General features: G+C 70.1%; 28 protein-coding genes. 15 read left to right on the forward strand and 13 right to left on the reverse strand.

The window, feature by feature from the left end; all coding sequences use genetic code 11:
* Nucleotides 1-33: 33 nt before the first annotated feature.
* Nucleotides 34-564: a VOC family protein gene (locus tag FBY40_RS13505; protein WP_235014894.1), complete on the forward strand. Its 531-nt coding sequence runs from the start codon at nt 34-36 to the stop codon at nt 562-564.
* A complete protein-coding gene (locus FBY40_RS13510) occupies nt 561-1,244 on the forward strand; it encodes a GntR family transcriptional regulator (protein WP_141939319.1) in 684 nt (227 codons plus the stop codon). The genes FBY40_RS13505 and FBY40_RS13510 overlap by 4 nt, the downstream gene beginning before the upstream one ends.
* On the opposite strand, the gene FBY40_RS13515 is transcribed toward FBY40_RS13510, so the two are convergent.
* Nucleotides 1,237-2,262 (reverse strand): ketopantoate reductase family protein, encoded by a 1,026-nt coding sequence (locus tag FBY40_RS13515; RefSeq protein WP_141939320.1) that lies wholly within the window; start codon nt 2,260-2,262, stop codon nt 1,237-1,239. The genes FBY40_RS13510 and FBY40_RS13515 overlap by 8 nt on opposite strands.
* A gap of 169 nt (nt 2,263-2,431) precedes the next feature.
* Between FBY40_RS13515 and FBY40_RS13520 the strand changes: the two genes are divergently transcribed.
* Both FBY40_RS13520 and FBY40_RS13525 read left to right on the forward strand, forming a co-directional pair.
* Nucleotides 2,432-2,743, forward strand: a complete 312-nt coding sequence (locus FBY40_RS13520; RefSeq protein WP_141939321.1) for a Dabb family protein — start codon at nt 2,432-2,434, stop codon at nt 2,741-2,743.
* A 5-nt stretch (nt 2,744-2,748) separates the two neighbouring features.
* Nucleotides 2,749-3,867, forward strand: coding sequence for a zinc-dependent alcohol dehydrogenase (locus FBY40_RS13525; RefSeq protein WP_141939322.1), 1,119 nt, complete (start codon nt 2,749-2,751; stop codon nt 3,865-3,867).
* Here FBY40_RS13525 and FBY40_RS13530 read toward each other — a convergent pair.
* On the reverse strand, nt 3,789-4,499 hold the full coding sequence (locus tag FBY40_RS13530) for a cupin domain-containing protein (RefSeq protein ID WP_141939323.1): 711 nt from the start codon (nt 4,497-4,499) through the stop codon (nt 3,789-3,791). The two genes, FBY40_RS13525 and FBY40_RS13530, sit on opposite strands and share 79 nt — an antisense overlap.
* A 17-nt stretch (nt 4,500-4,516) precedes the next feature.
* Nucleotides 4,517-5,224, reverse strand: coding sequence for an SDR family NAD(P)-dependent oxidoreductase (locus tag FBY40_RS13535; RefSeq protein ID WP_141939324.1), 708 nt, complete (start codon nt 5,222-5,224; stop codon nt 4,517-4,519).
* 173 nt (nt 5,225-5,397) lie between these two features.
* Between FBY40_RS13535 and FBY40_RS13540 the strand changes: the two genes are divergently transcribed.
* From FBY40_RS13540 to FBY40_RS13550, 3 genes are all read left to right on the forward strand, one after another.
* On the forward strand, nt 5,398-6,780 hold the full coding sequence (locus tag FBY40_RS13540) for a M24 family metallopeptidase (RefSeq protein ID WP_141939325.1): 1,383 nt from the start codon (nt 5,398-5,400) through the stop codon (nt 6,778-6,780).
* Nucleotides 6,777-7,646: an NAD(P)-dependent oxidoreductase gene (locus tag FBY40_RS13545; RefSeq protein ID WP_141939326.1), complete on the forward strand. Its 870-nt coding sequence runs from the start codon at nt 6,777-6,779 to the stop codon at nt 7,644-7,646. The genes FBY40_RS13540 and FBY40_RS13545 overlap by 4 nt, the downstream gene beginning before the upstream one ends.
* A 69-nt stretch (nt 7,647-7,715) precedes the next feature.
* The gene (locus FBY40_RS13550; RefSeq protein WP_141939327.1) at nt 7,716-9,143 is read left to right on the forward strand and encodes an amidohydrolase family protein; all 1,428 of its coding nucleotides are present in this window, start codon (nt 7,716-7,718) and stop codon (nt 9,141-9,143) included.
* A 63-nt stretch (nt 9,144-9,206) separates the two neighbouring features.
* Here the strand turns inward: FBY40_RS13550 and rlmB are convergent, their stop codons facing one another.
* Together rlmB and cysS are read right to left on the reverse strand one after the other, a co-directional pair.
* On the reverse strand, nt 9,207-10,205 hold the full coding sequence (rlmB, locus tag FBY40_RS13555) for a 23S rRNA (guanosine(2251)-2'-O)-methyltransferase RlmB (RefSeq protein WP_141939328.1): 999 nt from the start codon (nt 10,203-10,205) through the stop codon (nt 9,207-9,209).
* Nucleotides 10,198-11,604 carry a cysteine--tRNA ligase gene (gene cysS / locus FBY40_RS13560; RefSeq protein ID WP_141939329.1) on the reverse strand — a complete coding sequence of 469 codons (1,407 nt, stop codon included), beginning with the start codon at nt 11,602-11,604 and terminating at the stop codon, nt 10,198-10,200. The genes rlmB and cysS overlap by 8 nt, the downstream gene beginning before the upstream one ends.
* A 79-nt stretch (nt 11,605-11,683) precedes the next feature.
* Here cysS and FBY40_RS13565 point away from each other — a divergent pair, with 79 nt between their 5' ends.
* Nucleotides 11,684-12,616: a DMT family transporter gene (locus FBY40_RS13565; protein ID WP_141939330.1), complete on the forward strand. Its 933-nt coding sequence runs from the start codon at nt 11,684-11,686 to the stop codon at nt 12,614-12,616.
* On the forward strand, nt 12,616-13,080 hold the full coding sequence (locus tag FBY40_RS13570; protein ID WP_141939331.1) for a GNAT family N-acetyltransferase: 465 nt from the start codon (nt 12,616-12,618) through the stop codon (nt 13,078-13,080). The genes FBY40_RS13565 and FBY40_RS13570 overlap by 1 nt, the downstream gene beginning before the upstream one ends.
* Before the next feature lie 21 nt (nt 13,081-13,101).
* Here FBY40_RS13570 and ispD read toward each other — a convergent pair whose 3' ends face one another.
* A complete protein-coding gene (gene ispD / locus FBY40_RS13575; RefSeq protein WP_141939332.1) occupies nt 13,102-14,304 on the reverse strand; it encodes a 2-C-methyl-D-erythritol 4-phosphate cytidylyltransferase in 1,203 nt (400 codons plus the stop codon).
* A 16-nt stretch (nt 14,305-14,320) separates the two neighbouring features.
* A complete protein-coding gene (locus FBY40_RS13580; RefSeq protein WP_124293803.1) occupies nt 14,321-14,803 on the reverse strand; it encodes a CarD family transcriptional regulator in 483 nt (160 codons plus the stop codon).
* A gap of 217 nt (nt 14,804-15,020) precedes the next feature.
* Here FBY40_RS13580 and FBY40_RS13585 point away from each other — a divergent pair, with 217 nt between their 5' ends.
* On the forward strand, nt 15,021-15,491 hold the full coding sequence (locus FBY40_RS13585; RefSeq protein ID WP_141940198.1) for a DNA modification methylase: 471 nt from the start codon (nt 15,021-15,023) through the stop codon (nt 15,489-15,491).
* A gap of 42 nt (nt 15,492-15,533) precedes the next feature.
* On the opposite strand, the gene FBY40_RS13590 is transcribed toward FBY40_RS13585, so the two are convergent.
* The gene (locus tag FBY40_RS13590) at nt 15,534-16,217 is read right to left on the reverse strand and encodes a response regulator transcription factor (protein WP_141939333.1); all 684 of its coding nucleotides are present in this window, start codon (nt 16,215-16,217) and stop codon (nt 15,534-15,536) included.
* Entirely contained in the window at nt 16,214-17,449 is a 1,236-nt protein-coding gene (locus FBY40_RS13595) for a sensor histidine kinase (RefSeq protein WP_141939334.1), read from the reverse strand. Before FBY40_RS13595 ends, FBY40_RS13590 begins: the two co-directional genes overlap by 4 nt.
* Before the next feature lie 174 nt (nt 17,450-17,623).
* Between FBY40_RS13595 and phoU the strand changes: the two genes are divergently transcribed.
* A complete protein-coding gene (gene phoU, locus FBY40_RS13600) occupies nt 17,624-18,307 on the forward strand; it encodes a phosphate signaling complex protein PhoU (protein ID WP_141939335.1) in 684 nt (227 codons plus the stop codon).
* Between the two features lie 65 nt (nt 18,308-18,372).
* On the opposite strand, the gene FBY40_RS13605 is transcribed toward phoU, so the two are convergent.
* Nucleotides 18,373-19,125 (reverse strand): phosphoglyceromutase, encoded by a 753-nt coding sequence (locus FBY40_RS13605; RefSeq protein WP_124293808.1) that lies wholly within the window; start codon nt 19,123-19,125, stop codon nt 18,373-18,375.
* A 56-nt stretch (nt 19,126-19,181) separates the two neighbouring features.
* Here FBY40_RS13605 and FBY40_RS13610 point away from each other — a divergent pair, with 56 nt between their 5' ends.
* Nucleotides 19,182-20,006, forward strand: a complete 825-nt coding sequence (locus FBY40_RS13610; protein WP_141939336.1) for a class I SAM-dependent methyltransferase — start codon at nt 19,182-19,184, stop codon at nt 20,004-20,006.
* Between the two features lie 27 nt (nt 20,007-20,033).
* Here the strand turns inward: FBY40_RS13610 and ygfZ are convergent, their stop codons facing one another.
* The 3 genes from ygfZ to FBY40_RS13625 all read right to left on the reverse strand — a co-directional run bounded on the left by ygfZ (nt 20,034) and on the right by FBY40_RS13625 (nt 22,194).
* Nucleotides 20,034-21,140 (reverse strand): CAF17-like 4Fe-4S cluster assembly/insertion protein YgfZ, encoded by a 1,107-nt coding sequence (gene ygfZ, locus FBY40_RS13615; protein ID WP_141939337.1) that lies wholly within the window; start codon nt 21,138-21,140, stop codon nt 20,034-20,036.
* Between the two features lies 1 nt (nt 21,141).
* A complete protein-coding gene (locus tag FBY40_RS13620) occupies nt 21,142-21,750 on the reverse strand; it encodes an FABP family protein (RefSeq protein WP_141939338.1) in 609 nt (202 codons plus the stop codon).
* Nucleotides 21,751-21,903: 153 nt separating this feature from the next.
* On the reverse strand, nt 21,904-22,194 hold the full coding sequence (locus tag FBY40_RS13625; RefSeq protein WP_141939339.1) for a hypothetical protein: 291 nt from the start codon (nt 22,192-22,194) through the stop codon (nt 21,904-21,906).
* A gap of 146 nt (nt 22,195-22,340) precedes the next feature.
* Here FBY40_RS13625 and FBY40_RS13630 point away from each other — a divergent pair, with 146 nt between their 5' ends.
* The 3 genes from FBY40_RS13630 to FBY40_RS13640 all read left to right on the forward strand — a co-directional run bounded on the left by FBY40_RS13630 (nt 22,341) and on the right by FBY40_RS13640 (nt 26,236).
* Nucleotides 22,341-23,057, forward strand: coding sequence for a winged helix-turn-helix domain-containing protein (locus FBY40_RS13630; RefSeq protein WP_124293813.1), 717 nt, complete (start codon nt 22,341-22,343; stop codon nt 23,055-23,057).
* Nucleotides 23,058-23,138: 81 nt separating this feature from the next.
* Nucleotides 23,139-25,304, forward strand: a complete 2,166-nt coding sequence (locus FBY40_RS13635) for an RNA degradosome polyphosphate kinase (protein WP_141939340.1) — start codon at nt 23,139-23,141, stop codon at nt 25,302-25,304.
* A complete protein-coding gene (locus FBY40_RS13640) occupies nt 25,301-26,236 on the forward strand; it encodes an NUDIX hydrolase (protein ID WP_141939341.1) in 936 nt (311 codons plus the stop codon). Before FBY40_RS13635 ends, FBY40_RS13640 begins: the two co-directional genes overlap by 4 nt.
* Nucleotides 26,237-26,242 lie beyond the last annotated feature (6 nt).

Below are 26,242 nucleotides of genomic sequence, written 5' to 3' on the forward strand. Positions count from 1 at the left end.
TGGCATCCTGGATCCAAACGGAAGGTGATCGCGATGACGCGAGGTTTACCCGGGATGCGGGGAATGGACCACATCGGCATCACGGTGCCGGATCTCGACGAGGCCGAGCGCTTCTTCGTGGAGGTCCTCGGCGCCGTTCCGGTCTACCGCCTGGGGCCCAAGCGGGCGGACGACGACTGGATGAGCGTCCAGCTCGGGGTCCACCCCCGGACACAGATCCGCGAGATCCGCTTCTACCGCCTCGGGCACGGGACCAACCTCGAGGTGTTCGCCTACGACGCCGCGGACGGGCAGGCCCCGCCCCCGCGCAACAGCGACCTCGGCGGTCACCACCTCGCGATCTATGTCGACGACATGGATGCCGCCGTCGCCCACCTGCGCGCGCACGACGTGGAGATCATGGGAGAGCCCGTCGCCAGCGCCGGAGCGAGTGCCGGACAGCGGTGGCTGTACTTCCGGGCGCCGTGGGGACTGCAGCTCGAGCTGGTGAGCTTCCCCGCCGGCAAGGCGTACGAGAGCGGCGCCGACGCGCTGCTGTGGCACCCGGCGAGGCCGGCGGAATGAGCGGGACCGACATCCGCAGTCGTGACGGCGACGCCGGAGCCCGCATCGCCGATCAGGTGCGTGAGGGAATCGTGCGCGGGATCTTCCCGCCGGGAACGCGCATCCGACAGGAGGATCTCGCCGAGCAGTTCGGCGCCAGCCGCGTGCCGGTGAGAGAGGCGATCCGGCAGCTCGAATACGAGGGGCTGATCACCGTCGTCCCCAACGCCGGGGCCTGGGTAGCACGCCTCACCCTCGCCGAGTGCGAGGAGATCTATCGGATGCGCGAGCGCCTCGAGCCGCTGCTGCTCGGCTACAGCGCACCGCTGCTGACCGGCGAGGCGATCGCCGAGCTCGACGCGCTCGCCACGCGGATCAGCGAGGTCGGCGCCGACACCGACGCGTTCCTCCAGCTCGACGCCGAGTTCCACCTGCGCAGCTACCGCGCCGCCCGCACGGCCCACCTCGGCGAGCTGGTGGGCAGGCTCTGGAACGTGACGGCGCCCTACCGGCGGGCCTACGTGTCCTCGTGGGCGGAGGAATCCCGTCGCATCGCCCACGAGGAACACCATCTCATCGTGGCCGCCCTCCAGGACGGCGACACCGAGGAGGCCGAACGGGTGCTCGCCGGCCACATCCGGCGCACGCGCCGTCAGCTGGCACGCAGTCCCGAGATCTTCGCACCCGACCCGCTCACCTGAGGGCGTCGAGGAGGAGGGCGAGGTGCGCGGCCCCCAGTTCGATCTCTCGCCGCTCGATCCGATGCGCGATCTCGGTGATCCTCGCGTTGACCGGAGTGGCGATGCCGAGCTCCGCACCCCGGCGCACCACCTCTCCGTTGAGATCGTCGACTTCGCTGTGGCGGCCCTTCCGCCAATCCTGCAGCACGGTCGTCGTCGCACCGGGAACGACGAAGCCGGCGAACAGGCGATCGGTCATGACCTCGATCACGCCTCTCGGGTCATCGAGGTCGGCGGGTTCGAGACCGAAGATCGGCAGGGTCCGGTAACCCCGGGCTGCACCGACGGTCAGGGCTTCGTCACCGGCCGCGACCATCACGTCGCGGAAGCCGGGCTGATGGAGCGCGTCGAGCATCGGCAGGCCGAGGATCGCCGAGGTCACGAGAAGGGTGCAGTTGCTGACGAGCTTCATCCACTTTGCACTGAGGATGTCGTCGACCCGCGCCACGGTGCCCGAGAGCGCGAGGAGATCCGCCACCGGCTCGATCCCCTCGGCCCCACCGGGAAGCCGGCCCACGGCGAACCAGGATCGCTCCCGCGGTGTGTGCCGGTGCACCACAGCGGGCTCGGTCATCGTCGCGGAGCATTCGATCACTGCTCCCGCCGCGCGTGAGGCGCCCACCGCCTCGGTGACGGCGTCGGCCGTCATCCCGTTCTGCACCGCCGCCATCAGCCCGTCGGGCGCGAGATAGGGCGCGATCAACCGGCTCGCCCAGCCGGCGTCGTAGGCCTTCATCACCAGCAGCACGACATCGAAGTCCGATCGCAGCTCGGCGACCTCGCAGAGGTGGATGATGCGAGGACGCACGTGAAGTTCGTCGTCGGGGGTGATGACGCGAAGCCCCTCCGATCTGATCTTCTCGACGTGCGCGGGCCACTGCTCCACGAGCGTCACATCCACGCCTGCGCGGTACAGGTCTGCTCCGATCGAGGCGCCGTTGGCGCCTGCTCCGACGACGGCGACGCGGGGACCGGCCATGGTTCCTCCCGAATTCGGCGACGGGCGGCGGTGCCCGTCGAGCCAGCGTGTCTATCAAGCCAGAGTGTACAGATCGGCTTGCCGCGTGGCAGGCCACCGTCTAGCGTAGGGACGACGTCCGCTGAGGCTGGACACTGCTCCGGCTTTCGACGAAGAGAGCGAGAACTCCATGATCCTCCACCTGGTCACCTTCCGATGGGTCGACGGTGTCACCGACGAGCGCGTCTCCGCGCTGACCGAGGCACTGAACCGGATGGCCGAAGGCATCGACGTGCTCCGGTCGTACGTCGCGGGCGCGAACCTCCACCTGCGACCCGGCGGAGCCGACTACGCCGTCGCGGCAGTCGTCGACGATGCGGCCGCGCTCGACGCCTACCTCGACCACCCGCTTCACGCGGAGGTGTACCGCGAACACCTCGGCCCGATGATCGCCGACCGCTCAGCCGTTCAGCTTCCACTGACGTCGGGCACTCTGACGTGACGACGATGCGCGCCGCCGTCCTGCACGCGGTCGGCGACCTTCGCGTGGAGGACCGCGCCATCCCCTCGCCTGCACCGGACGAGGTGCTCATCCGGATCGCGGTGTGCGGCGTGTGCGGGTCGGATGCCACGGAGTTCGGCCGCGGGAAGGTCCTCGCCGAACCGCCGGTCGTCCTCGGCCACGAATTCGTCGGCACGATCGAGGCGGTCGGCTCGGAGGTCACCGATCTCGCCCCAGGCGCCACGGTCGTCTGCGGCGCGGGGGTCTCGTGCGGCGGCTGCGCGCCCTGCCGCGCCGGGCGGACGAATCTCTGCCGCACCTACCGCACCCTCGGCTTCCACCGCGACGGAGGCCTGGCGGGGTTCGTCGTCGCACCGGCGGCGATCGTCTCCGACGTCAGCGACGCGGGACTCCCGACCGACACGCTGGGGCTCGCCCAGCCGATGGCGATCGCGGTCCACGCCGTGCGCCGCAGCGGCCTGGCGTCCGGCCAGGATGCCGTGGTCGTCGGCGCCGGGGGCATCGGCGCGTTCATCGCCTTCGCCGCCGCCAGCACCGGCGCGCGCGTCCTCGTCCTCGATCGGAACGACGACAGGCTCGACCTCGCCCTCCGGCTCGGAGCCCTCGCCGCGCGGAACGCCCGGACGACCGAACTCACCGCGGCGATCGAGGACACCGGGCTCGACCCGGAGGTGTTCTTCGAGGTGTCGGGAAGCTCAGAAGGGCTCGCGCAGGTGCTCGGCGCTGCGCGCCCGGGGGCGACCATCGTCCCCGTGGGGATCCAGCGCGGCGAGCCCGCCCTTCCGCTCGGGTCCTTCACCCTGCGCGAGATCACCATCGTCGGGACCGTCGCCCATGTCTTCCGCGATGACATCCCCGAGGCGGTGAGACTGCTCGGCACCCGCGACGACTGGTCGGATGTCGCGCGGACCGTCGTGCCGCTGGAGGACGTCGAGGCGGCCGCCCTGCGTCCGCTGCTGGCCGGCGGATCGCGTCAGATCAAGACCCTCGTGGACCCGTGGATCGGTTCCGCGCGCAGCGCTCGTCACCGCGCGGCCGGATTCGCCAACCCCTCCATCGCTCGCAGCACGTCCACTGCCGAGGCGGGCCCGCCGGCGGATTGACCGCCGGAATCGGCGCGGTGGCCACCGGGGGCGAGGGGCATCTCCTGGTGGTGCTGGCGGCGTCCGACCACGAACCAGACCCCGCGCGCGGGCTCGTCGCCACGGTTGGAGAACAGATGCGGTCTCGTTGAGTCGAAGTGCAGCGAGTCCCCGGCGCGCAGGACGTGGGTGTCGAATTCGAGCTGCAGGGTCAGCGCCCCCTCCAGAAGGTAGGCGTACTCGACCCCCGCGTGCCGCATGAGCTTTCCCTCGATGGAGCTGCTGGCACCCGGCTGATAGGTGACCAGCAGCGCGTCGGCGGGTCCGCCCGGCTGACCCGCGAGTCGCTCCCAGCGCACGCCGTTCTCCATCTCGATCGCGGGGTTCTCCGCACCGCGCTGGATCGCTGACACCGTCGCCTCGGCAGGCGTGTCGGCCGGTGCGGCGCTCACGGCACCGCCGACCAGCTCGTCGAGGGACACCCCGAGGTGGTTGGCGATGGCGTAGAGCGTCGAGACGGACGGCTGGGTCTTGCCGATCTCCACCTGCGACACCAGGCTCGCCGACACCCCCAGCGACTGGGCGACCGAGCGGAGGCTGAGCCCGCGGCTCACGCGCGCGGCGCGGATGCGGGCTCCGAGATTGTCAGCCATCCCCTGATTCTCGCCGGTCAGAGCAGCGCCGTGCCACGATCGACCGGGAGATTGACCGCCGAGACGCCGCGATTGCGCAGCAGGAACTGCGTGGCATCCACGACATCGGCCATCGTGGCCAGGCGGCCGCCCGGCGTGTGGCGCTCGTACTGCTCGAGGACCCCGGCGGGTTTGGAGGCCCAGAACGGGCTGTCGCCGATGATCCCGGGGTGCAGGGCGTTGACGCGGATGGGGGCGAGCTCGAGGGCGAGGGTGTTGATGAGGCCGGTCACCCCGCCGTTGATCGTCGACACCGTGGTCGAGCCGGGGTAGGGCAGATCCTTCGCGCGGCCGCCGAACAGGACGATGCCGGTGTCGGCGGAGACCGGCATACGATCCAGCAGCGCCCGGACGGTCGCCGCGTAGCCGACGAGCTTCAGGGTCGTGAGGCGGATGGCGCGATCGATGTCGTAGTCGCGGATGGTGTTGGCATCGCGCTCGATCGCCGCGAGCACGAGTCCGTCGACCGTCTCGACGGAGGAGAGGCTGTCGGCGACGGTGTGGGGCTCGGAGATGTCGAGGGCCACGCCGCGGGCAGCCGGTCCGAGTTCGGCGGCGATCGCCTCCGTGCGTTCGCGGTCACGGCCGGTGATCACCACCCGGTCGCCGCGTCGCACGCAGTCCAGGGCGATCTCCCGCCCGATGCCCGACGTCCCTCCGACCACGACGATTGTGCGTTGGCTCACATCTCCTCCTTGCGATGTCGCCGACCCCGTCGCATCCCTCACGTGGGGTTCGCGGGGAGCACCGGAGTCGGAAGTGACACTGGACATCGGTGTCCAGTAGCGCTTTACTTAGGAAGTCAACTCGACGCGGGCGGTGAAGTCAAGACACCCTCGCCGGCGAAGGAGAGCACTCGATGAAGAGCACCGGAACGACGGGTCCCGCAGCGGTCGACTGGGAAGAGCGCGTCGACATGGAGCGCCTCCGCGATGCGCGTCTGGCGCGCCTGCATGCCGAACTGGACCGCTCTCATCTGGGCGCCGTCCTCGCCTTCGACTTCTCCAACATCCGCTACATGAGCGGCACCCACATCGGCACCTGGGCGATGGACAAGCTCATCCGTTTCGCTTTGCTCACCCGCAAGACCGACCCGATCGTGTGGGACTTCGGCTCGGCGGCCAAGCACCACGCGCTCTACAACCCGTGGCTGGACGTCACCACCGCCGAGGCGGACGCGAACCCGCACGCCCCGCACGAGGGCGCGAAGCGGCCCCGGAGGGAGAGCGGCGCGCGGGCCGGGATCTCGACGCTTCGCGGGGCGTTCCCGCCCGATGCCGATCTCGCGGGAGACGTCGCCCGCAAGATCAAGCGCGAGCTGGAGAAGTTCGGCCTCGCGAACGAGCCTCTCGGCGTCGACGTGGTCGAGATGCCGGTCCTGCTGGCCCTTCAGCGCGAAGGGATCGAGGTCGTCGACGGCCAGCAGGTGTTCATGGAGGCGCGACGCATCAAGACCCACGACGAGATCCGCCTCCTCACCCAGGCGGCCTCGATGGTGGATGCCGCCTACGAGGAGCTCTACCGGTTCCTGCGACCGGGCGTGCGCGAGAACGAAGCGGTGGGGCTCGTCGCCAAGACGCTGTACGACCTCGGATCCGAGTACGTCGAGGGGGTCAACGCCATCTCCGGTGAGCGCTGCTCACCGCATCCGCACGTCTTCTCCGACCGTCTGATCCGGCCGGGCGACCCCGCCTTCTTCGACATCCTGCACAGCTACAACGGCTACCGCACCTGCTACTACCGCACCTTCGCCGTCGGATCGGCGAGCCCCGCGCAGAAGGACGCCTACACCCGGGCACGCGAGTACATGGACCGGGCGATCGCCCTGGTCAAGCCCGGCGCGACGACCGCCGACATCGTCGCGGTGTGGCCGGAGGCGACAGAGTTCGGCTTCGCCGACGAGATGGCGGCGTTCGCGCTGCAGTACGGCCACGGTGTGGGCCTGTCGATCTGGGAGAAGCCCATCTTCTCCCGCCTCACCTCGTTCGATCACCCCGAGACCCTCGAAGAGGGGATGGTGTTCGCACTGGAGACGTACTGGCCGGCAGCCGACGGCTGGGGAGCCGCGCGCATCGAAGAGGAGGTGGTGGTCACCGCCGACGGCTGCGAGGTCATCACCAAGTTCCCCGCGGAAGAGCTCATCGTCGCCGGGCGTCGCTACTACACGATCGACGGGCCGCTGAACCTCAACCGCGATGCGCAGTCGCACCTGAACACCGTCTGGGGGCGCGGCGAAGCGTGAGTACGATCGCGTTCCTCGGTCTCGGCTCGATGGGATCGGCGATGGCCGGTCGCCTGATCGACGCCGGCCACGACGTCGTGCTGTGGAACCGCTCGCCCGACGCGGCCGATCCGCTGGCCCGACGCGGCGGCCGGATCGCGCCGTCGGCGGCCGAGGCTCTCGCCGCCGACGTGTCGTTCTCGATGCTCGCCGACGACCCGGCGATGACGGCGGTCTTCACCGATGAGGCCGTCGCCCGCGCGCGCGACGGCATCCACGTCGCGATGGGGTCGATCAGCCCCTCCCTCGCCGACGAGCTCGACACCCGGTTCGGTGCGGTCGGCGCGCGCTACGTCGGCGCCCCGGTCCTCGGGCGCCCCGCCGTCGCCGCGGAGGGCAAGCTCAACATCCTCGCCGCAGGCCCCGCGGACGCCGTGGACGCCGTCGCTCCCCTTCTGGACGTCCTGGGTGTCCGCACCTGGCGGCTCGGCACCCGCCCCGCTGTGGCCAACGCGGTCAAAGCGGCGGTGAACTACAACATCATCCACGCCATGCAGGCGATCGGCGAGACCGTGGCGATGACCGAGCGCCTCGGCGTCGACCCCGGTCAGTTCACCCGGCTGCTCGCCGAGACCCTGTTCGGAGGGGTCGTGTACACCGGTTACGGACGGATCATCGCCGAGCGGGCCTACGACCCGCCGGGGTTCCACATCGCCCTCGGGCGGAAGGACCTCGATCTCGCCCAGCAGGTCGCGACGTCCGTCGACGTCGATCCCGCCACCCTCCCCGCCCTCATCTCCGTGTTCGATCGCGCCCTCGCCGATCCCGAGCTGAAGGACCTGGACTGGTCCGCCATCGCGGAGGTGAGTAGACGCCGGCCGAGCTGAGACCCGACATCCCGAACCCGCCTCGCCCCACCATCGCAACGAACCGCCCGTCAAGGAGGATGAGCGTTTATGCCTGAAACCCCGCGGCCGCAGAGCGGCCAGCCCATCGTGTTCCGTCACGGCATCGTCTTGACCATGGACGACGCCCACACGGTGATCCCGGACGGTGACGTCCTCGTCGTCGACGGGAAGATCGCCGAGGTCGGAACGAACCTGTCGGTCCCCGACGACACCTTCGAGATCGACGCCTCCGGCGGCATCCTGATGCCCGGAATGGTCGACACCCACCGCCACATGTGGCAGACGGCCATGCGCGCCTACGGAGCGGACTGGACGCTGACGCAGTACTTCGTCTGGTACTACCTGCAGCACGGCGCGAAGTTCCGCCCTCAGGACTACGCAGCCGGAAACCTCATCTCGGCGCTCGACGCGGTCGAATCCGGCGTGACGACGAGCGTGGACTGGTCGCACGGCCTGCGCACGCCCGAGCACGGGTGGGCGGCGTACGAGGCCCTGGCCGACTCGCCCGGGCGGTTCGTCTTCGCCTACGGCAACATCCACGTCTCCCCGTGGGAGTGGACCGCCGATCCCGAGGTGCAGAAGATCCTCACCACCTCACGCGACGACTCGCGCATGTTCGGCACCCAGATCGCCTTCGACGTGCCGAACCAGGACGAGAACTTCCCCGAGCTCGCGGCCTACCGGGTCGCGAAGGACCTGGGTCTGCGCGTCACCACCCACGCGGGCGTCTGGGGCGCGACCAACGACTGGGGGATCCGCAACGCCTACGCCGCCGGGGTCATGGACGAGGGGTTCACCTACGTCCACGCCGCGACGCTGTCGGCCGACTCGTACCAGAAGATCGCAGCGACCGGCGGCAACGTCTCCCTCGCCACCGAGTCGGAGGACACCTGCGGTCAGGGCTACCCGCCCGTGCACCAGCTGCGGAAGTACGGCATCCCCACGTCGCTGTCGGTGGACACCAGCGTGTGGTTCAGCGCCGACCTGTTCTCGGCCATGCGCGCGACCGTGAACGCCGATCGGGCGCTCGAGCACTACCTCGCCCACCAGCTCGAGCCGGCGGAGACCGTGACGCATGTCAAGCTCCGCGCGGAGGACGTCGTGCACATGGCCACCCGCGGCGGCGCGCAGGCGCTCGGCAAGGACGGGGAGATCGGGTCGCTGGAGAAGGGCAAGCTCGCCGACGTCGTGCTGCTGAAGAACGAGCACTCGGCCACCTGGGCGCCGTTGGTCAACCCCTGGGGACAGGTGGTGTACCAGGCCCAGCGCGGCGACGTGCACACGGTGCTCGTCGGGGGCGAGGTCGTCAAGGCCGAGGGTCGTCTCGTGGCAGGAGATCTTCCGGGCGTCAAGGCGAAGCTCGACGACACCATCGCCCACCTCGAACGCGAGGTCGGCGACGACTGGGTCGCGGGGATGCACCCCGAGATCCCCGAGGTCGAGGTGCTCTACAACCCCTACCAGTACAAGAAGTGACCGTCCCCCTCTGCGGGTGACGGCCGGGGGCGGCGTCTCGACGAAGCCGGACGCCGCCCCCGGTCATCCCGTCTGTGTCGCGGCGCGCAGCGTCGCGACCTGGTAGAGGGCGACGGATGCCGCGATGCCGGCGTTGAGGGATTCGGCGGCCGCGGAGATCGGGATCGAGACGATCTGATCGCAGGTCTCCGTCACGAGCCGTGACAGGCCCTTGCCCTCCGAGCCCACGACGATCACGACGGGTCGATCCGCGAGCTGCAGGTCGGGGAGGGCGATGTCCCCTCCGCCGTCGAGGCCCAGGACGAAGACGCCTTGCTTCTTGAACTCCTTCAGCGTCGTGGTGAGGTTGGCCGCGAGCGCCACCGGCACACGGGCCGCCGCTCCTGCGCTGGTCTTCCACGCCGCCGAGTTCACCCCCGCCGAGCGCCGCTGCGGCACCAGGATCCCCTGTCCGCCGAACGCGGCGGTGGAGCGGATGATCGCGCCGAGATTGCGGGGGTCGGTGATGCCGTCGAGGGCGACGAGCAGCGGCGTCTGACCGCTGTCGATGATCTTCTCGAGCAGGTCCTGGGGGTGGGCGTACTCATACGGCGGCACCTTGAGGGCCACACCCTGATGCACACCGTCGAATCCCGCCATCCGATCGAGCTCGGGGCGGGTGACTTCCAAGACCGGGATGTCGCGGTGCGTCGCGATCGCGAGCATCTCCTTCACCCGGTCGTCCATCTCCACCCGCTGGGCGATGTAGAGGGCGGTCGCCGGGATCTTCGCCCGCAGGGCCTCGAGGACGGAGTTGCGACCGGTGACGTTCTCGGTATCTTCGTCCTTCTTCGGAGCGCGGCGCTGCGCAGTGGCACCGGCGCCGCTCGGGCGCCCCTTGCCACCCGCGGCCGCATAGCGCTCGGCAGCCGCCTTGCGCTTGCCGGCGGGGTGCCAGGCGCGATCCTCGGCCTTCGGGGTCGGACCGCGGCCCTCGAGAGAGCGGCGGTTCTTGCCTCCCGAGCCCTTGGTGGCGCCCTTCTTCTTGCCGCGACCGGCGGCGGGGTTTCCTGGCTTAGCCATTCGTCAGACTCCAATGCGTTCCATCGGCGGTGTCCTCCAGGACCACGCCTGCTGCGGCGATCGCATCGCGGATGCGATCCGCGCTCGCCCAATCCTTCTCGGCCCGCGCCCGTGCGCGCTGCGCGATCATCGTGTGCACCAGCGCATCGAGCGCGGCGGCCTCGGCCCCGCCCCCGGAGCGCCAGCGGGGGTCCTCCGGATCGATGCCGAGGATGCCCACGGAGACGGCGACATCGGCCCACGCCGCGCGAGCGGCATCCTTCTCCCCCGCATCCAGCGCGGTGTTGCCCTGCCGCACCCGCTCGTGGACGACGGCGAGGGCCTGCGGCACGTTGAGGTCGTCGTCCATCGCGGCGGCGAACGCGTCGGGGACGGTCGCGGCCACCACCGTGTCGTCCTCGGCCTGAGCGAGCGTCCGGGCGGCGCGCTCGAGGAACGAGCGGATCCGCTCCACCGCGGCGGAAGCCTCCTCGAAGCTCGAGGCGGTGATGTCCAGGCTCGAGCGGTAGTGGGCGGCGGCGAGCGCGTAGCGCACCACGAGCGGGTCCTGCTCGCGGAGGACGTCGGCGGCCAGGAGGTAGTTCCCGAGCGACTTCGACATCTTCTGGTCTCCGACGGTGACGAGGCCGTTGTGCACCCAGTAGCGCGCGAATCCGTCCCCGGCGGCCGCGGACTGGGCGAGCTCGTTCTCGTGATGCGGGAAGCGGAGGTCCAACCCGCCACCGTGGATGTCGAATGCCGAGCCGAGGTAGCGCCGCGACATCGCCGAGCACTCGATGTGCCAGCCGGGCCGCCCGGGGCCCCACGGCGATTCCCAGGTCGCCGATTCGGGCTCGCCGGGTTTCGCGCCCTTCCACAGCGCGAAGTCGCGGGGGTCGCGCTTGCCCCGCGGGTCAGCGTCGGCGGCCGGTTCCATCGCGTCCAGACTCTGCCGCGTCAGCTCGCCGTACGACGGCCACGAGCGCACGTCGAAGTAGACATCGCCCTCCGCGGCATAGGCGTGCCCGCGCTGGATGAGTCGCTCGATGAGGGCGAGCATCTGGGGAATCGATCCGGTCGCCCGGGGTTCGTAGGTGGGGGGAAGGATGCCGATCTCGGCGTAGGCGCGCGAGAACTGCTGCTCCATGCGATAGGCCAGAGCCCACCACGTCTCCAGGTCCGTCGCGTTCGCCAGGACCTTGTCGTCGATGTCGGTGACGTTGCGCACGAACGTCACCCGGCCGTACCGGTGCCGGAGCCACCGACGCAGGATGTCGAAGCTCAGGGCCCCGCGGAGGTGTCCGATGTGCGGACCGGACTGCACGGTCGGTCCGCACACGTAGACGGTGATCTCGGCGGGGTCGAGCGGCACGAAGTCGCGCACTGCCTGCGCTTTCGTGTCGTAGAGCCGGAGAGTCACCGACCCAGCCTACCGGCGCACCTGTCCGTCCCACGCGGGGCTGTCCCGGCGCGAGGGGCCGGGCCGGTAGAACTGTAGGGTGCACGTGTTCGCCGTCCTCGCCGCCGCGGTGCTGTTCGGCACGACCGGGACGTCGCAGGCCCTGGGGCCCGACGACACCACTCCCCTGTCCATCGGCGTGATGCGCATGGTGATCGGCGGCACCGGGCTCGCCCTGCTCGCCGGGGTCCTCGCGCGGCGCCATGCGCGGCGACGCCCTGCGGACGCACCCCCGGCGCCGCGTTCGGGCGTCCGCCCCCTCCTGCTCATGGCCGTCACCGGGATCTGCCTCGCGCTCTATCAGCCGCTGTTCTTCCTGGGCACCGAACGCAACGGCGTCGCCGTCGGAACGGTCGTGGCCCTGGGGTCTGCCCCGGTGATGGCCGGCCTGCTCGAGTGGTTGCTCACCAGGCGTCTGCCCAGCGCCACCTGGGCCGTGGCGACCGGTGCCGCCACGATCGGCGTCGTGCTGCTGGGCGCCGGGGGCGACGCCACCGGCGGCGGCGGGACGGATCCCGCGGGCCTCCTGGGCTCTCTCGGCGCCGCGGCATCCTTCGCGGTCATCGCGAACGTCCAGCGACGCCTGCTGGATGCGGGGTGGGATCCCTTCACCGTCGTCGGCGGAATGGGGGCGAGCTCGGCCCTCGTGGCCCTGCCCGCCCTGCCGTTCGTGGACGTGTCGTGGCTCGGCGAACCCGTCGGGCTCGCGATGGCGCTCTGGCTCGGTCTCGGTACGATCTCGGTCGCCTACGTCCTGTTCACGTGGGGGCTCGGCGGACTCACGGCGGCGACCGCCGCGACCCTCACCCTCGGTGAGCCGCTGACCGCCGCCATCCTCGGCCTCACGGTCCTGGGCGAACGCCTCTCGGTGCTCGCGGTGATCGGCCTCGTCGTCCTGGGGATCGGCCTCGCCCTGCTCGCCCGGGGATCGCGCGCGCCGCGCGATCCCCGTCCCTTCGCGGTGGAGGGCTGATGACCGTCTTCGCGCTCCGTCCGGCCGCCGTCGCCGATCCGCCGGTGCGCAGTCTCATCGACGTCCACCTGCGCGACATGCATGGCCTCTCACCCGAGGGAAGCGTGCACGCGCTCGGCGCGGAGGCACTGGATGTCGCATCGGTGGAACTGTGGGGGGCGTGGGACGGCGCCGAGCTGGCGGGCGTCGGGGCCCTGGCCGCCCTGGACGCCGATCGCGGAGAGCTGAAGTCCATGAGGGTCGCCGACGCCTATCGCGGCCGCGGTGTCGGGCGAACGATCCTGCGACATCTGATCGAGCGGGCCCGAACCCTGGGCATGACCTCCCTCTGGCTGGAGACGGGGTCGGCGCCGGCTTTCGCACCGGCCCGCGGGCTCTACCTCAGCGAGGGATTCGTCGAGTGCGAGCCGTTCGGCGGCTACTCCCCGGATCCGCACTCGGTCTTCCTGACCCGGCGGGTCTGATCTCCGCCCCCGCGGCCTGGCTCAGGCGGGCAGGACGAGCGCCACCGCGAAGGCGGCCACACCGTCACCGCGACCGGTGAAGCCGAGGCCGTCCGTCGTCGTCGCCGACACCGACACCGGCGCTCCGCCGAGCGCCCGGGAGAGCACCGCCTCCGCTTCGGCACGTCGCGCGGCGAACCGCGGCCGCCGCGCCTGGATCTGCACCGAGACGTTCCCGATCCGGAGACCGGCTTCGCCGAGGAGCGCACGCGTGCGGGCGAGGAAAGCATCGGCGTGCGCGCCGGCGAACTCCGGTCGGTCGGTGCCGAAGTGGGTGCCGATGTCGCCGAGGCCTGCCGCCGCCAGAAGTGCGTCGACGATCGCGTGGGCGACCGCGTCTCCGTCGGAGTGTCCCGAGAGCGCGGGTTCGCCCGGCCATTCCAGCCCGGCGAGCCAGAGCGACCCGTCGCCGCCGACGGCATGGACGTCGGTGCCGATCCCCACGCGCGGGGACGCGGGAGCGGGATGCAGGGAGGACTCCGCGGCCGTCAGCGGCTGGACGGCGACGAGCCTCCGAGCCCGGTCGAGGTCGGCGGGGGTGGTGATCTTGAATGCCCGCTCGTCGCCCTGCACGGCGAGCACCACGTGTCCGGCCTCGCCGACGAGCGCCGCGTCGTCGGTGAACTCCGATGTCGCCGAGCGGTAGGCCGTTTCGAGGATGTCGCGACGGAACCCCTGCGGAGTCTGCGCGGCGGACAGCTCGCTGCGATCGACGACACCGACGATGAGGTCATCCTGCACGCGCTTGATGGTGTCGACGACCGGGAGCACCGGCACCGCGCCGCCGTGACCCAGCTCGAGGGCGGCCATGACCCGATCGAACACATCGGACGGCGTCAGGCAGCGCGCAGCGTCGTGTACGAGGACGTAGTCGATGTCCGGCCAGAGTGCGTCGATGCCCGCCGCGACAGACGACTGCCGCGAAGCACCGCCCGTGACGACGGTGACGAGATCACGCCGGTCACCCGCCGTCTCCAGCGCATCGGTGAGGGCGTCACCCTCGCGACCCGCAGGCGCGACGATGACGACCTGCGCCGCTCCGGCGTCGAAGACCTGCACGAGCGCGTGACGCAGGATCGTGTGATCGTCCAGTCCGACGAAGGCCTTCGGTCCGGCGCCCAGACGGGTGCCGGAGCCCGCCGCGACGACGATGATCGCGACGCGGGGAACGGGGGTGATGCTCACACCCTCACGCTATCGACTACGAGGCCAGAACCTCGTCGAGGAGCACGCTGGCCTTCTCCTCGTCGGTCTTCTCCGCCAGCGCGAGCTCGGAGATGAGGATCTGCTTCGCCTTCGCGAGCATCCGCTTCTCACCCGCCGACAGGCCGCGGTCCTGATCGCGGCGCCACAGGTCGCGGACGACCTCGCTCACCTTGATGACATCACCCGAGGCGAGCTTCTCGAGGTTCGCCTTGTAGCGGCGCGACCAGTTCGTGGGCTCTTCGGTGAAGGGAGCGCGAAGAACGTCGAAGACGCGCTCGAGGCCTTCCTTGCCGATCACATCGCGGACCCCGACCAGGTCGACGTTGTCAGCGGGAACCTCGATGGTGAGGTCGCCCTGTGTGACGCGGAGCTTCAGATAGACCTTCTCTTCGCCTTTGATGATGCGGGTCTTCACTTCCGCGATCGTCGCTGCCCCGTGATGGGGGTAGACGACCGTCTCGCCAACCTCAAAAAGCATGGAGTTATGTCCTTTCGGCAACGTCCAGAATACCACAGGCGACATACGCTAGAGTTCGCCGGTCCACTGCCCCGCTGCGCCGAACCGACGCCCGCGTGGCCCGGCCCGGGCGGGCGCACCCCATAGAATGCAAGGGTTGCCGCCGTCCGCTCCGGGAGGATCCGTGATTTCGTTGAACCGCACTTTCGGCACGGGACGCTCCCGGACCGCTGCGCGCATGCTGGCCGCGGGCGCCCTCGGCACCGCCGTCCTGCTCGGCGCGAGCGGATGCGCCCTGATCTCCACTCAGGCCACGACCATCCAGTACTCCCCGTCGGACGGCATCACCGTGTCGGCCGAGAGCGGACCTGTGCAGATCCGCAATGTGCTCATCGTGGCGAACGAGGACGGCTCGGCGGGCAACCTCCTGGGCGCCTTCGTCAACTCCACCGACGAGAACCACACGGTCAGCATGGAGTTCGGCGAGCCCGGCAGCGGGATCTCCGAGACCGTCCGCGTGCCCGCCAACACCGTCATCAGCCTCGGCGTCGACGGCGAGGAGCCCATCCTCCTGGAAGGCATCGAGATGCTTCCGGGCAGCGACGTGCCGGCGAGCTTCCAGTCCGGCGACGGCGAGACCATCCTCACGGACGTCCCGGTCCTCGACGGCGAGCAGGAGTACCTCGCACCGTTCGTTCCGGAGTCCTGACCCCGCTGCCGACCTCGGGTCCGGTTCGACCGCGCGGCCGGCTCAGCCCTCGAAGCGGTACCCGAGCCCCCGCACGGTGACGAGCATCGTCGGGTCGGAGGGGTTCTGCTCGATCCTCGAACGGATCCGCTTGATGTGCACGTCCAGCGTCTTGGTGTCGCCGAAGTAGTCGCTCCCCCAGACCCGGTCGATCAGCTGACCCCGGGTGAGCACGCGGCCCGCGTTGCGCATCAGGACCTCGAGCAGCTCGAATTCCTTCAGCGGCATGTTGATCTGCTGGTCGTCGACGCTCACCGTGTGCCGGTCGATGTCGAGCACGACCCGCCCGCCGACGAGCACGTGATCCTGGAGATCCGAGTCGGCCTGCTGCAGACGGCGGAGCACGGCGCGCATCCGGGCGAGCAGCTCGCGGGCGGAATAGGGCTTGGTGACGTAGTCGTCGGCGCCGAGTTCGAGCCCGACGACGATGTCGACCTCCGAGTCCTTCGCCGTCAGCATGATGATCGGCACGGCCGAGGTCGTGCGGATCTGCCGGCAGACCTCCGTTCCCGGCATGCTCGGGAGCATCAGATCCAGCAGCACGATATCGGCCCCGCGCTCGCGGAAGGCAGCGAGCGCCACCGCGCCGTCCTCCGCGATCTCGACCTCGTAGCCCTCGCGCTTGAGCAGGTAGGCCAGCGGGTCGGCGAGATCGGGTTCATCCTCGACGAGCAGGACGCGGGTCATTCGGGTTCTCCGTTCGGGACGGGGCGGGAGGGGACGGATGCCGCGGCGCGGCCGACCCCGGAGGCCGGACGCTTGCGTCGGGGGCGACGACCCGGGCTGTCATCCAGGGGCGGTTCGACCAGGGGCAGCCGGATCGTGAAGGTGGAGCCTCGCCCGGGCCGGGACCACAGACGCACCTCGCCGCCGTGCCGCTGCACGGCATGCTTGACGATCGCGAGGCCGAGACCGGTTCCGCCGGTGCGGCGCGATCGCGCCTGATCGGTGCGATAGAAGCGCTCGAAGATGCGCTCCTGGTCGGCCTCGGGGATGCCGATGCCGCGGTCGGTGACGGCGATCTCGACGATGTCGTCGACGGCCTTGACCCCCACCCCGACGCTGGAACCCTTCGGCGAGTAGGCGATCGCGTTGGCGATGAGGTTGCCGACGGCCTCACTGAGGATCTGGCCGTCGCCGCGCACGTAGAGGCCGCGCGAGCCTCCCCGGGTCAGCACGACATCGGCGGATTCGGCCTGCAGGGTGTGCGCGTCGACCGCGGAGGCGATGACCTCGTCGACCGACACGCTGCGCTCCTCGGAGAGCTCGTCGGCCGACTGCAGGCGGGAGAGGTTCATGATGCGGGAGGTCAGGAGCGCGAGCCGGTTCGCCTCGGCCGTCAACCGGGAGGAGAACACACGCACCTGATCGGGGTCGTCGGCAGCGGATTCGATCGCCTCGGCCAGCAGGCTCACCGCTCCCACCGGTGTCTTCAGCTCATGGCTGGTGTTCGCCACGAAATCGCGGCGCATCTGCTCGACCCGCTCCCGCTCGGTGATGTCACGCAGAACCAGCAGCGTCAGCCGCGGCGAGATCCTGGTCGCCCGCACCGACACCAGTCGCGGCTCGGCAGGCGGCGCGCCCCGCTGCAGGCGGAGCGTGGACGACGCCGACGTGGCGTCATCCTTCATCTTGCGCACGAGCACGCGCAGGTCGTCTCCGGGAAGGGCCGCGCCCTCTCTCAAGTGGAAGGGCGTCGCCGACGCGGAGGCGGCCAGGACGGTGAAGGAGTTGTCGACCACGACGGCCGGGTCGTCCATGCCGTGGAGCACTTCGCTCATGCCCTCGGGGAGCTCGCGCGAGTCCGCCGCGCGCAGACGGTCGCGGGCCCGCATCGACATCAGGACGATGGCACTCAGAAGTGCCCCGATGACCACCCCGGCGAGGAGGGCCAGCAGCGCGAGCTGCGTCGTGTCCATGGGTTCCAGCGTAGAGTGCCAGGCACCGGCGCTCCGGCGCACCGGGACGCCCGGCGAGGGCGGGGTCGCTACTATTCACTGTTCGGGCACCGTTCGTTAACCTCCGCTGACGACAATCGCGGGGTTACGCGTGCCCGCCCGACGCGAAAGACCATCACGAGGAAAGGTGCTGCGATGCGCGAAGTGTTCCATCAGTCGCTGGAGGACGTGCAGTCGCGTCTGGTCGAGATCTCCGAGCTCGTCACGGTGGCGATCGACAAGGCCACCCGTGCCTTCGGCTCCAGTGACGTCGCGCTGGCCGAGGAGGTCATCGACGCCGACCTCATCATCGATCAGAAGACGGTCGAACTCGATGAGCTCGCGATCGAGATCCTCGCCCGCCAGCAGCCTGTCGCCCGCGACCTGCGGATCGTCGTGAGCGCCCTGCGCGTCAGCGCGTCGCTCGAGCGCATGGGCGACATCGCCGAGCACATCGCTCAGCTCACCCGCATGCGCTTCCCCGAGCGCGCGGTCCCGAAGGGCCTGAAGTCGACGTTCTCCAAGATGGGTCAGCTCGATGTCGAAGCCGCGCGCCTACTGACCGAGCTGCTCCGGACCATCGACCTGACGATCACCGATCGCATCCGCGACCTCGACGACAAGATCGACGACCTCCACGTCAGCGTGTTCGAGAAGGTGCTTTCCGACAGCTGGGAGGGCGAGGCCTCGGCGACGGTGGATGCCACGCTTGCGAGCCGTTACCACGAGCGCTTCGCCGACCACGCAGTCTCGATCGGCAAGAAGATGATCTACCTCGCCACCGGCGACTGGGCGAGCCACGGCGAAGCCTTCGAGGCGGCGCAGGCGGCGAACGCCTGAACAACTCCCCTGACGCAGAACGGGCCCGCGCTGTGTGCGCGGGCCCGTTCTGTGTTCTCGGAGTGCTACTTCTTCGCCCCCTGAGCAGCGACGGCCGCAGCACCGGCGGCGGCGGCCTCGGGGTCGAGGTACTGCCCCGGCCCGTCGGCGACGAGGTTCTCGTCGAGGCGGTACACCAGCGGAATGCCGGTGGGGATGTTCACCTCGGCGATGTCGGCGTCGCTGATGCCCTCGAGGTGCTTCACCAGTCCTCGCAGCGAGTTGCCGTGCGCGGTGACGAGGACCGTCTTTCCCGCCTGGAGGTCGGGGACGATGTCGCTGTTCCAGTAGGGCAGCAGGCGGTCGATCACCAGCGCGAGCGACTCGGTGCGCGGCACCTCGCCGTCGATGCCGTGGTAGCGGGGGTCACCGACCTGGCTGAACTCGTCGTCGTCGGCCAGGGGCGGCGGCGGCACGTCGAAGGAGCGGCGCCAGAGCATGAACTGCTCCTGCCCGTACTCCGCCAGGGTCTGCGCCTTGTCCTTCCCCTGCAGTGCGCCGTAGTGCCGCTCGTTCAGGCGCCACGACCGCTTCACCGGGATCCACAGCCGATCGGCCGCATCCAGGGCGATGTTCGCGGTCTGGATGGCGCGGCTGAGAACCGAGGTGTAGAGGATGTCGGGCGCCAGGCCCGACTCGGCCAGGAGCTGGCCGCCACGGGTGGCCTCGGCCTTGCCCTGCTCGGTCAGGCGGACATCGACCCACCCGGTGAAGAGGTTCAGCTCGTTCCACTCACTCTGGCCGTGACGAAGGAGGATCAGCGTAGAGGGCTCGGTCATACCCTCATGCTACTGAGCGCATCGGCAGCGCCCGAACCCGCTGGCATCATGGACAGATGACCGGCGGACGCGCTCCCATCGGGCGTGCGACGCGGGGAACCACCGGCACCAATCGCCTTCGCCGGGTGGACCGCTGGATCGCCCGGCACCCCGCCCTCCGCCGCTCGGACGATCCTCTCGTCGTCGACCTCGGCTACGGAGCCCGCGGCTGGACGACGCTGGAGCTGTGGTCCCGCATCTCGCGGGTCCATCCTGCCGCTGAGGTGGTGGGCCTCGAGATCGATCCCGCGCGGGTGGACCGCGCCCGTGAGGAACTTGCGCGCGTCCGCGCCGGCGAGACCTCGTTCGCCCCTGACGCGCGCGTGCACTTCGATCGCGGCGGTTTCGAGGTTCCCCTCCCGGGCGGACGCCGCCCCGCGGTCATCCGTGCCATGAACGTCCTGCGCCAGTACGACGAGACCGAGGTGGTGAACGCCTGGGAGCGGATGGCCGTCCGCCTCCAGCCGGGCGGCGTGCTCGTCGAGGGCACGTGCGACGAGCGGGGCCGGATCGCCAGCTGGATCGCCATCGATCACACCGCGCACCCGCGGAGCCTCACGATCTCCCTGCGCCTGGCCGATCTCGAGCGGCCGGGAATCGTCGCGGAGCGTCTCCCGAAGGCGCTCATCCATCGGAATGTGCCCGGCGAGCGGATCCACGACGTGCTCCAGGCCGTGGACGACGAGTGGGAGCGGGCCGCGGGCCTGGCCCCGTTCGGCCCGGTTCAACGCTGGGAGGGAGCCCTGCGGGCGCTCCGCGCGCGGGGGATGGACCTCCCCGATCGCGGGCGCTGGCGCCTGGGGGAGATGACGGTCCCGTGGGAGACCGTCGCGCCCCGCTGACGGGGTCCGATCAGGCCGACGCTCGGATCAGGCCTCGGCGACCTTGCGCCGGGACAGACGCGTGATGCGCGGCACACCGGCGACCGCGCCCGCCTCCGGCGGCACGATGGCGACCTGCGCGGCCGCGACCGCACCGTCATCGGTGTCGACGACGAGGTCGGTGTCGATGGGGGTGTTGCGTCGCACCAGCGCCAGGGCGATGGGCCCCTCCTCGTAGTGCAGCGCCGACGAGGTGATCGCGCCCACGACATCCTCGCCCCTGCGGACCGGGGATCCATGCGCCGGCAGCGTGCTGTCGCTGCCGTCGAGGTGCAGGGCGACGAGGCGACGGGGCGGATGACCGAGATTGTGCACCTTGGCCACCGTCTCCTGTCCGCGATAGCAGCCCTTGCTCAGGTGCACCGCGGTCCGCAGCCAGTCGGCCTCGTGCGGGAGTGCCCGCTCGTCGGCTTCGCTCCGCCAGCGCGGGCGCCACGCGGCGATACGCAGGGCGTCGGCGGCGAGCGAGCCGGCGAGGTCCCGGTCGCCGCGGCGGGCGTCGTCGATCAGCCGTGCGGCGTCGTCCGGGCGCACGAGCGCCTCTGTCCAGTCCCAGCCCGCGCCGGGGTGGTCCTCCGCGGGTCCGTAGGCGTGGCCCCCGACCTGGACCCGGGGCCACGGGTCCTGCCACCTGAGCGGGAGTCCCGCCGGCTCGGCGGCAGGAACACCGCGCACCGCGGCATCCGTCCCCCCGACCACGACGACCTCGTCGGTCGCATCCCTGATCTCCACGCGCAGCCGGAACCGCATCCGCATCAGCCAGGATGCCAGCGGCTCGACGCCGGCGGCATCGACGATCAACCAGGTCGTCTCACCGTCGTCGAGGACGGATGCGGCGTGCTCGACGTGTCCGTGCGGATCGAGCACGAGCAGCTCCGTGCTCTCACCCGGGGAGAGGTGGGCCACCGCCTGCGACGTGAGCGAGTCAAGCCACGACAGCCGGTCGGGTCCGGCGACGGCGATGACCCCGCGATCACCGAGGAGTGCGACGGCGCGACCGTGCGCCAGCGCGCGCTGCTCTCCCAGCGGATTGCCGAGGTGCCGGAGCACGCCGTCTTCGACGATCGCTCCGGGAAGGTCGACGGGGGGAAGCATGTCAGTCCGCCTTCGCCAGTCGGGCCGACGCGTGCGCGCCCAGACGGGCGCCGACGGCGGCGATGTCCCAGGCCCACAGCAGGTGACCGTCCACGAGTCCGTACATGCGTGTGGCGGCGGTGTAGGGCTTGGCGCCCGCGGTCCGGACCACCGCGTCGGTGGCGAGGTCGATGCGAGGACCACGGACACGTCCGAGGTACAGCTCGCTGACGCCGTCGGAGTGCACGATCGCCGCTTCCACCTCGAAGTCGCCCTCGGACGTCCGCAGGGCCTCGACGTCGTCGACGGTGCGCGTGCGGGCGCTCGCGACCGGGGGAAGGAGCCCGGGTCCGGCGTCGGCATCGGTCGCGGGGCGCGACAGGCGCCAGAATCCCATCTCCGAGACCAGCTCCTGCGGCTGCGGATCGGGCGCGGGTGCGAGCAGCCAGGCGCGGGCCGAATAGTTGAGGTGGTCTCCCCCGTCGTGGCTGAAGCTCACCCGGTGACGGAACTCGCCGACGTAGTGGTGCTCAGGAGCGTCATAGTCGATGACACCCGTTCCCTCCCACACGCCCAGGAGCCACGAGAGGGGCGCGAGGTCGGCGGGGAGGTCGGTCGGCAGGTCGAGCACGAACGGCTCGTCAGCGCTGACCGCGGTAGAGGTTCTTGATCACGACGGCCGACACGAACGCGATCGCGACCGACGCGAGACCCAGCAACCCCAGGTAGAAGATTTCCAGCGCAAGGAGGTCCATACGCCCCACTCTAGCGCCGCCCGCGGAGGCTAGCCCGTCACGACGGCAGCGAGCGCGAAGCCCATGCTCAGCACGCCCAGCACCAGCAGGGCGCCGAGGACGCTGGCCGCCACGCGCTCCGTGAAACCCTGGGAACGCCCGTACCACAGCTGCACCGCGAAGGCGAGGATCAGGCAGCCGCCGAGGCTGACCGTCAACCACGCGGCCCGCCACTCCACCGGGACGAGCACCCCGATCGCCACTCCGGCGACCGCCGCGAACACCCACACGGCGATGACCCCGCCGATGGTGCGACGGGGAACGAGCTCGATCTCGGACATCTCCTTCATTGTGTCCTATCGCCGAGGCGAGAACACCCCCGCACGCCGACCGCGTCGGGCCGGATCTCGCCACGCTCTACACTGGGCTTCACGACGTGAAGTCAAAGTGCACGACGCCGCAGAGCGTCGGGAGGACGGTCCAGCGAGTGGCACAGCTTCTGGTGTTGAGCTCCACGCAGGGAGCAGGACCTGTCTTGCCTGCCCTCGAACTGCTCAGTCATCGCGTGCGGCTCATCCCCGCCGAACCGGCTCAGCTCGTCAACGCCCCCGCAGCCGACGTCATCTTCGTCGACGCCCGCGTCGACCTCGTCGGCGCCAAGTCGCTCTGCAAGATCCTCAACACCACGGGCCTGGACGCACCCCTCGTCCTCGTCGTCACCGAGGGCGGCCTGACGGCGGTGTCCACCGATTGGGGGGTCGACGACGTCATCCTGGTCACCGCGGGCCCCGCCGAAGTCGACGCCCGCGTCCGCCTGGCGATCGGCCGGGTCTCCAAGGAGCAGGTCTCCACCCGCATCCAGACCTCCGGCATCAGCATCGACGAGTCGTCGTACTCCGCCAAGGTGCACGGCAAACCACTGGATCTGACCTACAAGGAGTTCCAGCTCCTGCACTTCTTCGCCACGCACCCCTCGCGGGTGTTCACCCGCGAGCAGCTGCTGAGCGAGGTGTGGGGCTACGACTACTTCGGGGGTACCCGCACCGTCGACGTGCACGTCCGGCGACTGCGGGCGAAGCTCGGCGATCTGGAGCAGCTGATCGGCACGGTGCGCAACGTCGGCTATCGGTTCAACGTCTACGAGGACGACCAGGTCCCCGCCCCCCGCGACCGGACGGCGAACCGGGAGCGCACGGAGGCCTGACCGCCCGTCGGGACCGGGGGACCGCGGGTCGGGCACGGGTCTGTTCACGCGACCGACACCTCTCCCTGCAATGATGTGGGGATGATCGAACACGACGTGCTCGACGCCGGCCTCGGCGATGCGGATGACGACGACTTCGACGTTCCCGAGGCATTCGACTCCGAGCTCCCCGACGATCGGTACCTCGATCGCGAGCTGAGCTGGCTCGCGTTCAATCAGCGGGTCCTCGAGCTCGCCGAAGACCCCTCGCTCCCGGTGCTCGAGCGGGCGAACTTCCTGGCCATCTTCGCCAGCAACCTCGACGAGTTCTTCATGGTGCGCGTCGCAGGGCTGAAGCGACGCATCATCACCGGCCTCGCGGTCCCCACCAATGTCGGTCGCTCCCCCCAGGAGGTGCTGGCCGACATCTCCTCGGCGGCGCATGACCTCCAGCTCCGGCACGCCGACGCCTGGACGAGCCTGGTACGGCCGGGGCTCTCCGAGAAGGGGATCGAGATTCTCTCGTACGACGATCTCAGCGCCGATGAGCGCACCGCCCTGTACGACTTCTTCCAGGCGCAGGTCTTCCCCGTGCTCATGCCTCTCGCGGTGGACCCGGCCCATCCCTTCCCCTACATCTCCGGCCTGTCGCTGAACCTCGCCATCCGCATCCGCAACGCCCGCACGGGTCGGCAAGAGTTCGCGCGACTGAAGGTGCCGCCAATGCTGCCGCGGTTCGTCGAGGTCGCCCGAGACGGCGAGCGCGTGCGCTACCTGCCGCTGGAGGACCTGATCGCCCACAACTTGGACGATCTCTTCCCCGGCATGGAGATCCTCGACCATCACGCCTTCCGCCTCACCCGCAACGAGGACATGACGATCGAGGAGGATGAGACCGAGAACCTCATCCAGGCGCTCGAGGCCGAGCTCCTGCGCCGCCGGTTCGGCCCGCCCATCCGCCTCGAGGTCACCGAGGACATGGACGATCTGACGCTGGACCTCCTCCTCAGCGAGCTCGACATCACCGCCCAGGAGGTCTATCGCCTTCCGGGGCCGCTGGACCTGCGAGGGCTCTTCGATCTGTCGCGGATCGACCGCCCCGAGCTGCACTACAAGCCGCACCTGCCCACCACGGCGGTGGCGTTCCAGCCCGGCGACAACAACGAACGCGCCGACATCTTCTCCGCCATCCGCAAAGCCGACGTGCTGGTCCATCACCCGTACGAATCCTTCGCGACCAGCGTGCAGGCGTTCCTCGAGCAGGCGGCCAAAGACCCGCACGTGCTCGCCATCAAGCAGACGCTGTACCGCACCTCGGGAGACAGCCCGATCGTGCAGGCCCTGATCGACGCGGCCGAAGCCGGCAAGCAGGTGCTGGCTCTGGTCGAGGTCAAGGCGCGGTTCGACGAGGCGGCCAACATCGTCTGGGCGCGCAAGCTCGAAAAGGCCGGCGTCCACGTCGTCTACGGCCTGGTGGGGCTGAAGACCCACTGCAAGCTCGCCCACGTCATCCGCGAGGAGGACGGGGTGCTGCGCTCGTACAGCCACGTCGGCACCGGCAACTACAACCCCAAGACCAGCCGGATCTACGAGGATTTCGGCCTGTTCACCGCCAACGATCAGGTCGGGCGCGATCTCACGCGCCTGTTCAACGAGCTCTCGGGCTACGCGATCGAGAAGAAGTTCAAGCGCCTCCTCGTCGCTCCCCTGCACCTGCGCAAGGGTCTGCTGCGCCTGATCGACAGGGAGCGCCGGAATGCGCTGGCGGGAAAGCCCGCCCGCATCCGGATCAAGGTCAACTCCATGGTCGACGAACAGATCATCGACGCCCTCTACCGGGCGAGCCAGGCCGGCGTGCCCGTGGACATCTGGGTGCGCGGCATCTGCTCGCTCAAGCCCGGTGTGCCCTGCATGAGCGAGAACATCACCGTCCGCAGCATCCTGGGCCGCTACCTGGAGCACTCGCGCATCTTCTCGTTCGAGCACGACGGCGACCCGCAGGTCTTCATCGGCAGCGCCGACATGATGCACCGCAACCTCGACCGACGTGTCGAGGCGCTCGTCCGCGTCACGGCCGAACAGCATCTGAAGGAGCTCTCCGACCTGTTCGACCTCGCGATGAACGACCGGACGAGTTCCTGGTGGCTCGGCCCCGAGGGCGAGTGGACCCGCCACAGCCGAGACGAGGACGGCAAGGCACTGATCGATCTGCAGGACCGGACCATGACGAACGTGCAGCGCCGTCGGCGCGCACGGGCGGTGCGATGACGGCCGACACGGTCTGGGCGGCAGGCGGCGTGGTCTGGCGCCTGGTGGAGGGGAAGCTTCGGATCCTCCTCATCCATCGCACGAAATACCGCGACATCACGCTCCCGAAGGGCAAGGTCGACCCGGGCGAGACCCTCCCCGAGACGGCGGCGCGCGAGATCCACGAGGAGACCGGGATCAAGGTGAGCCTCGGCGCACCCGTCGGAGTGTCCCGTTATCACCTGCCGAGCAAGCGCGAGAAGGTGGTGCACTACTGGGCGGCGGAGGCGACCGAGACGGCCATCCGCACCTCCTCGTTCGTGCCGAATCGCGAGATCGCAGCGTTGGAGTGGCGGTCGCCGAAGAAGGCGCTGAAGCTGCTCAGCTACCCGGTCGACATCGACATCCTCGAGCGGTTCCTCGCCCTCCGCGAGGGCGATCCGCCGCGGACGTTCCCGGTCGTGGTCCTCCGGCACGGCAAGGCGCTCGCGCGGGAGGACTGGGACGGAAAGGACACCGACCGGCCGCTGACCGTGCGGGGCAAGCGCCAGGCCACGGCACTCGTCGGCCAGCTGCAGGCGTTCGGCGTCCGACAGGTGCTCTCCAGTCCCGCCGTCCGCTGCGTCAAGACGGTCGCCCCCTTCGCCGCCGCGGCCGGGCGGAAGGTGGAGCTCTGCCGGAACATCAGCGAGGACGCCTGGGACGAGGGATCGGCGGACGTGCGCCGGGTCATCGGCGAGCGGGTCCGCAGTCGCAGGCCCGTCGTCCTCGTGAGTCACCGCCCGGTGCTGCCCACGATCCTCAGTGAGGTCGTGCTCGCGACGGGGACGCTTCCTGGGATGCTGGCCAAGACACCGCCGCTCGAGCCGGCCGGGTACTCCATCCTCCATGTCTCCGCCGACGCACCGGGTTCCGGCCTCCTCTCGATCGAGACCTTCACGCCCGCGCAGTGATCGCAG

The organism is Microbacterium sp. SLBN-154, from assembly GCF_006715565.1.
Lineage (GTDB): Bacteria > Actinomycetota > Actinomycetes > Actinomycetales > Microbacteriaceae > Microbacterium.

Excerpts from the sequence above, each read along its gene's own strand:
- FBY40_RS13520 (WP_141939321.1), top strand. The coding sequence starts at position 2,432 with ATGATCCTCCACCTGGTCACCTTCCGATGGGTCGACGGTGTCACCGAC.
- FBY40_RS13550 (WP_141939327.1), top strand. The coding sequence starts at position 7,716 with ATGCCTGAAACCCCGCGGCCGCAGAGCGGCCAGCCCATCGTGTTCCGT.
- phoU (WP_141939335.1), top strand. The coding sequence starts at position 17,624 with ATGCGCGAAGTGTTCCATCAGTCGCTGGAGGACGTGCAGTCGCGTCTG.
- FBY40_RS13610 (WP_141939336.1), top strand. The coding sequence starts at position 19,182 with ATGACCGGCGGACGCGCTCCCATCGGGCGTGCGACGCGGGGAACCACC.
- FBY40_RS13580 (WP_124293803.1), bottom strand. The coding sequence starts at position 14,803 with ATGCTTTTTGAGGTTGGCGAGACGGTCGTCTACCCCCATCACGGGGCA.
- FBY40_RS13635 (WP_141939340.1), top strand. The coding sequence starts at position 23,139 with ATGATCGAACACGACGTGCTCGACGCCGGCCTCGGCGATGCGGATGAC.
- FBY40_RS13595 (WP_141939334.1), bottom strand. The coding sequence starts at position 17,449 with ATGGACACGACGCAGCTCGCGCTGCTGGCCCTCCTCGCCGGGGTGGTC.
- FBY40_RS13590 (WP_141939333.1), bottom strand. The coding sequence starts at position 16,217 with ATGACCCGCGTCCTGCTCGTCGAGGATGAACCCGATCTCGCCGACCCG.
- FBY40_RS13605 (WP_124293808.1), bottom strand. The coding sequence starts at position 19,125 with ATGACCGAGCCCTCTACGCTGATCCTCCTTCGTCACGGCCAGAGTGAG.
- FBY40_RS13540 (WP_141939325.1), top strand. The coding sequence starts at position 5,398 with ATGAAGAGCACCGGAACGACGGGTCCCGCAGCGGTCGACTGGGAAGAG.
- FBY40_RS13515 (WP_141939320.1), bottom strand. The coding sequence starts at position 2,262 with ATGGCCGGTCCCCGCGTCGCCGTCGTCGGAGCAGGCGCCAACGGCGCC.
- FBY40_RS13525 (WP_141939322.1), top strand. The coding sequence starts at position 2,749 with ATGCGCGCCGCCGTCCTGCACGCGGTCGGCGACCTTCGCGTGGAGGAC.
- FBY40_RS13625 (WP_141939339.1), bottom strand. The coding sequence starts at position 22,194 with ATGTCCGAGATCGAGCTCGTTCCCCGTCGCACCATCGGCGGGGTCATC.
- FBY40_RS13570 (WP_141939331.1), top strand. The coding sequence starts at position 12,616 with ATGACCGTCTTCGCGCTCCGTCCGGCCGCCGTCGCCGATCCGCCGGTG.
- rlmB (WP_141939328.1), bottom strand. The coding sequence starts at position 10,205 with ATGGCTAAGCCAGGAAACCCCGCCGCCGGTCGCGGCAAGAAGAAGGGC.
- FBY40_RS13505 (WP_235014894.1), top strand. The coding sequence starts at position 34 with ATGACGCGAGGTTTACCCGGGATGCGGGGAATGGACCACATCGGCATC.
- FBY40_RS13585 (WP_141940198.1), top strand. The coding sequence starts at position 15,021 with ATGCTGGCCGCGGGCGCCCTCGGCACCGCCGTCCTGCTCGGCGCGAGC.
- ygfZ (WP_141939337.1), bottom strand. The coding sequence starts at position 21,140 with ATGCTTCCCCCCGTCGACCTTCCCGGAGCGATCGTCGAAGACGGCGTG.
- FBY40_RS13510 (WP_141939319.1), top strand. The coding sequence starts at position 561 with ATGAGCGGGACCGACATCCGCAGTCGTGACGGCGACGCCGGAGCCCGC.
- FBY40_RS13640 (WP_141939341.1), top strand. The coding sequence starts at position 25,301 with ATGACGGCCGACACGGTCTGGGCGGCAGGCGGCGTGGTCTGGCGCCTG.
- FBY40_RS13530 (WP_141939323.1), bottom strand. The coding sequence starts at position 4,499 with ATGGCTGACAATCTCGGAGCCCGCATCCGCGCCGCGCGCGTGAGCCGC.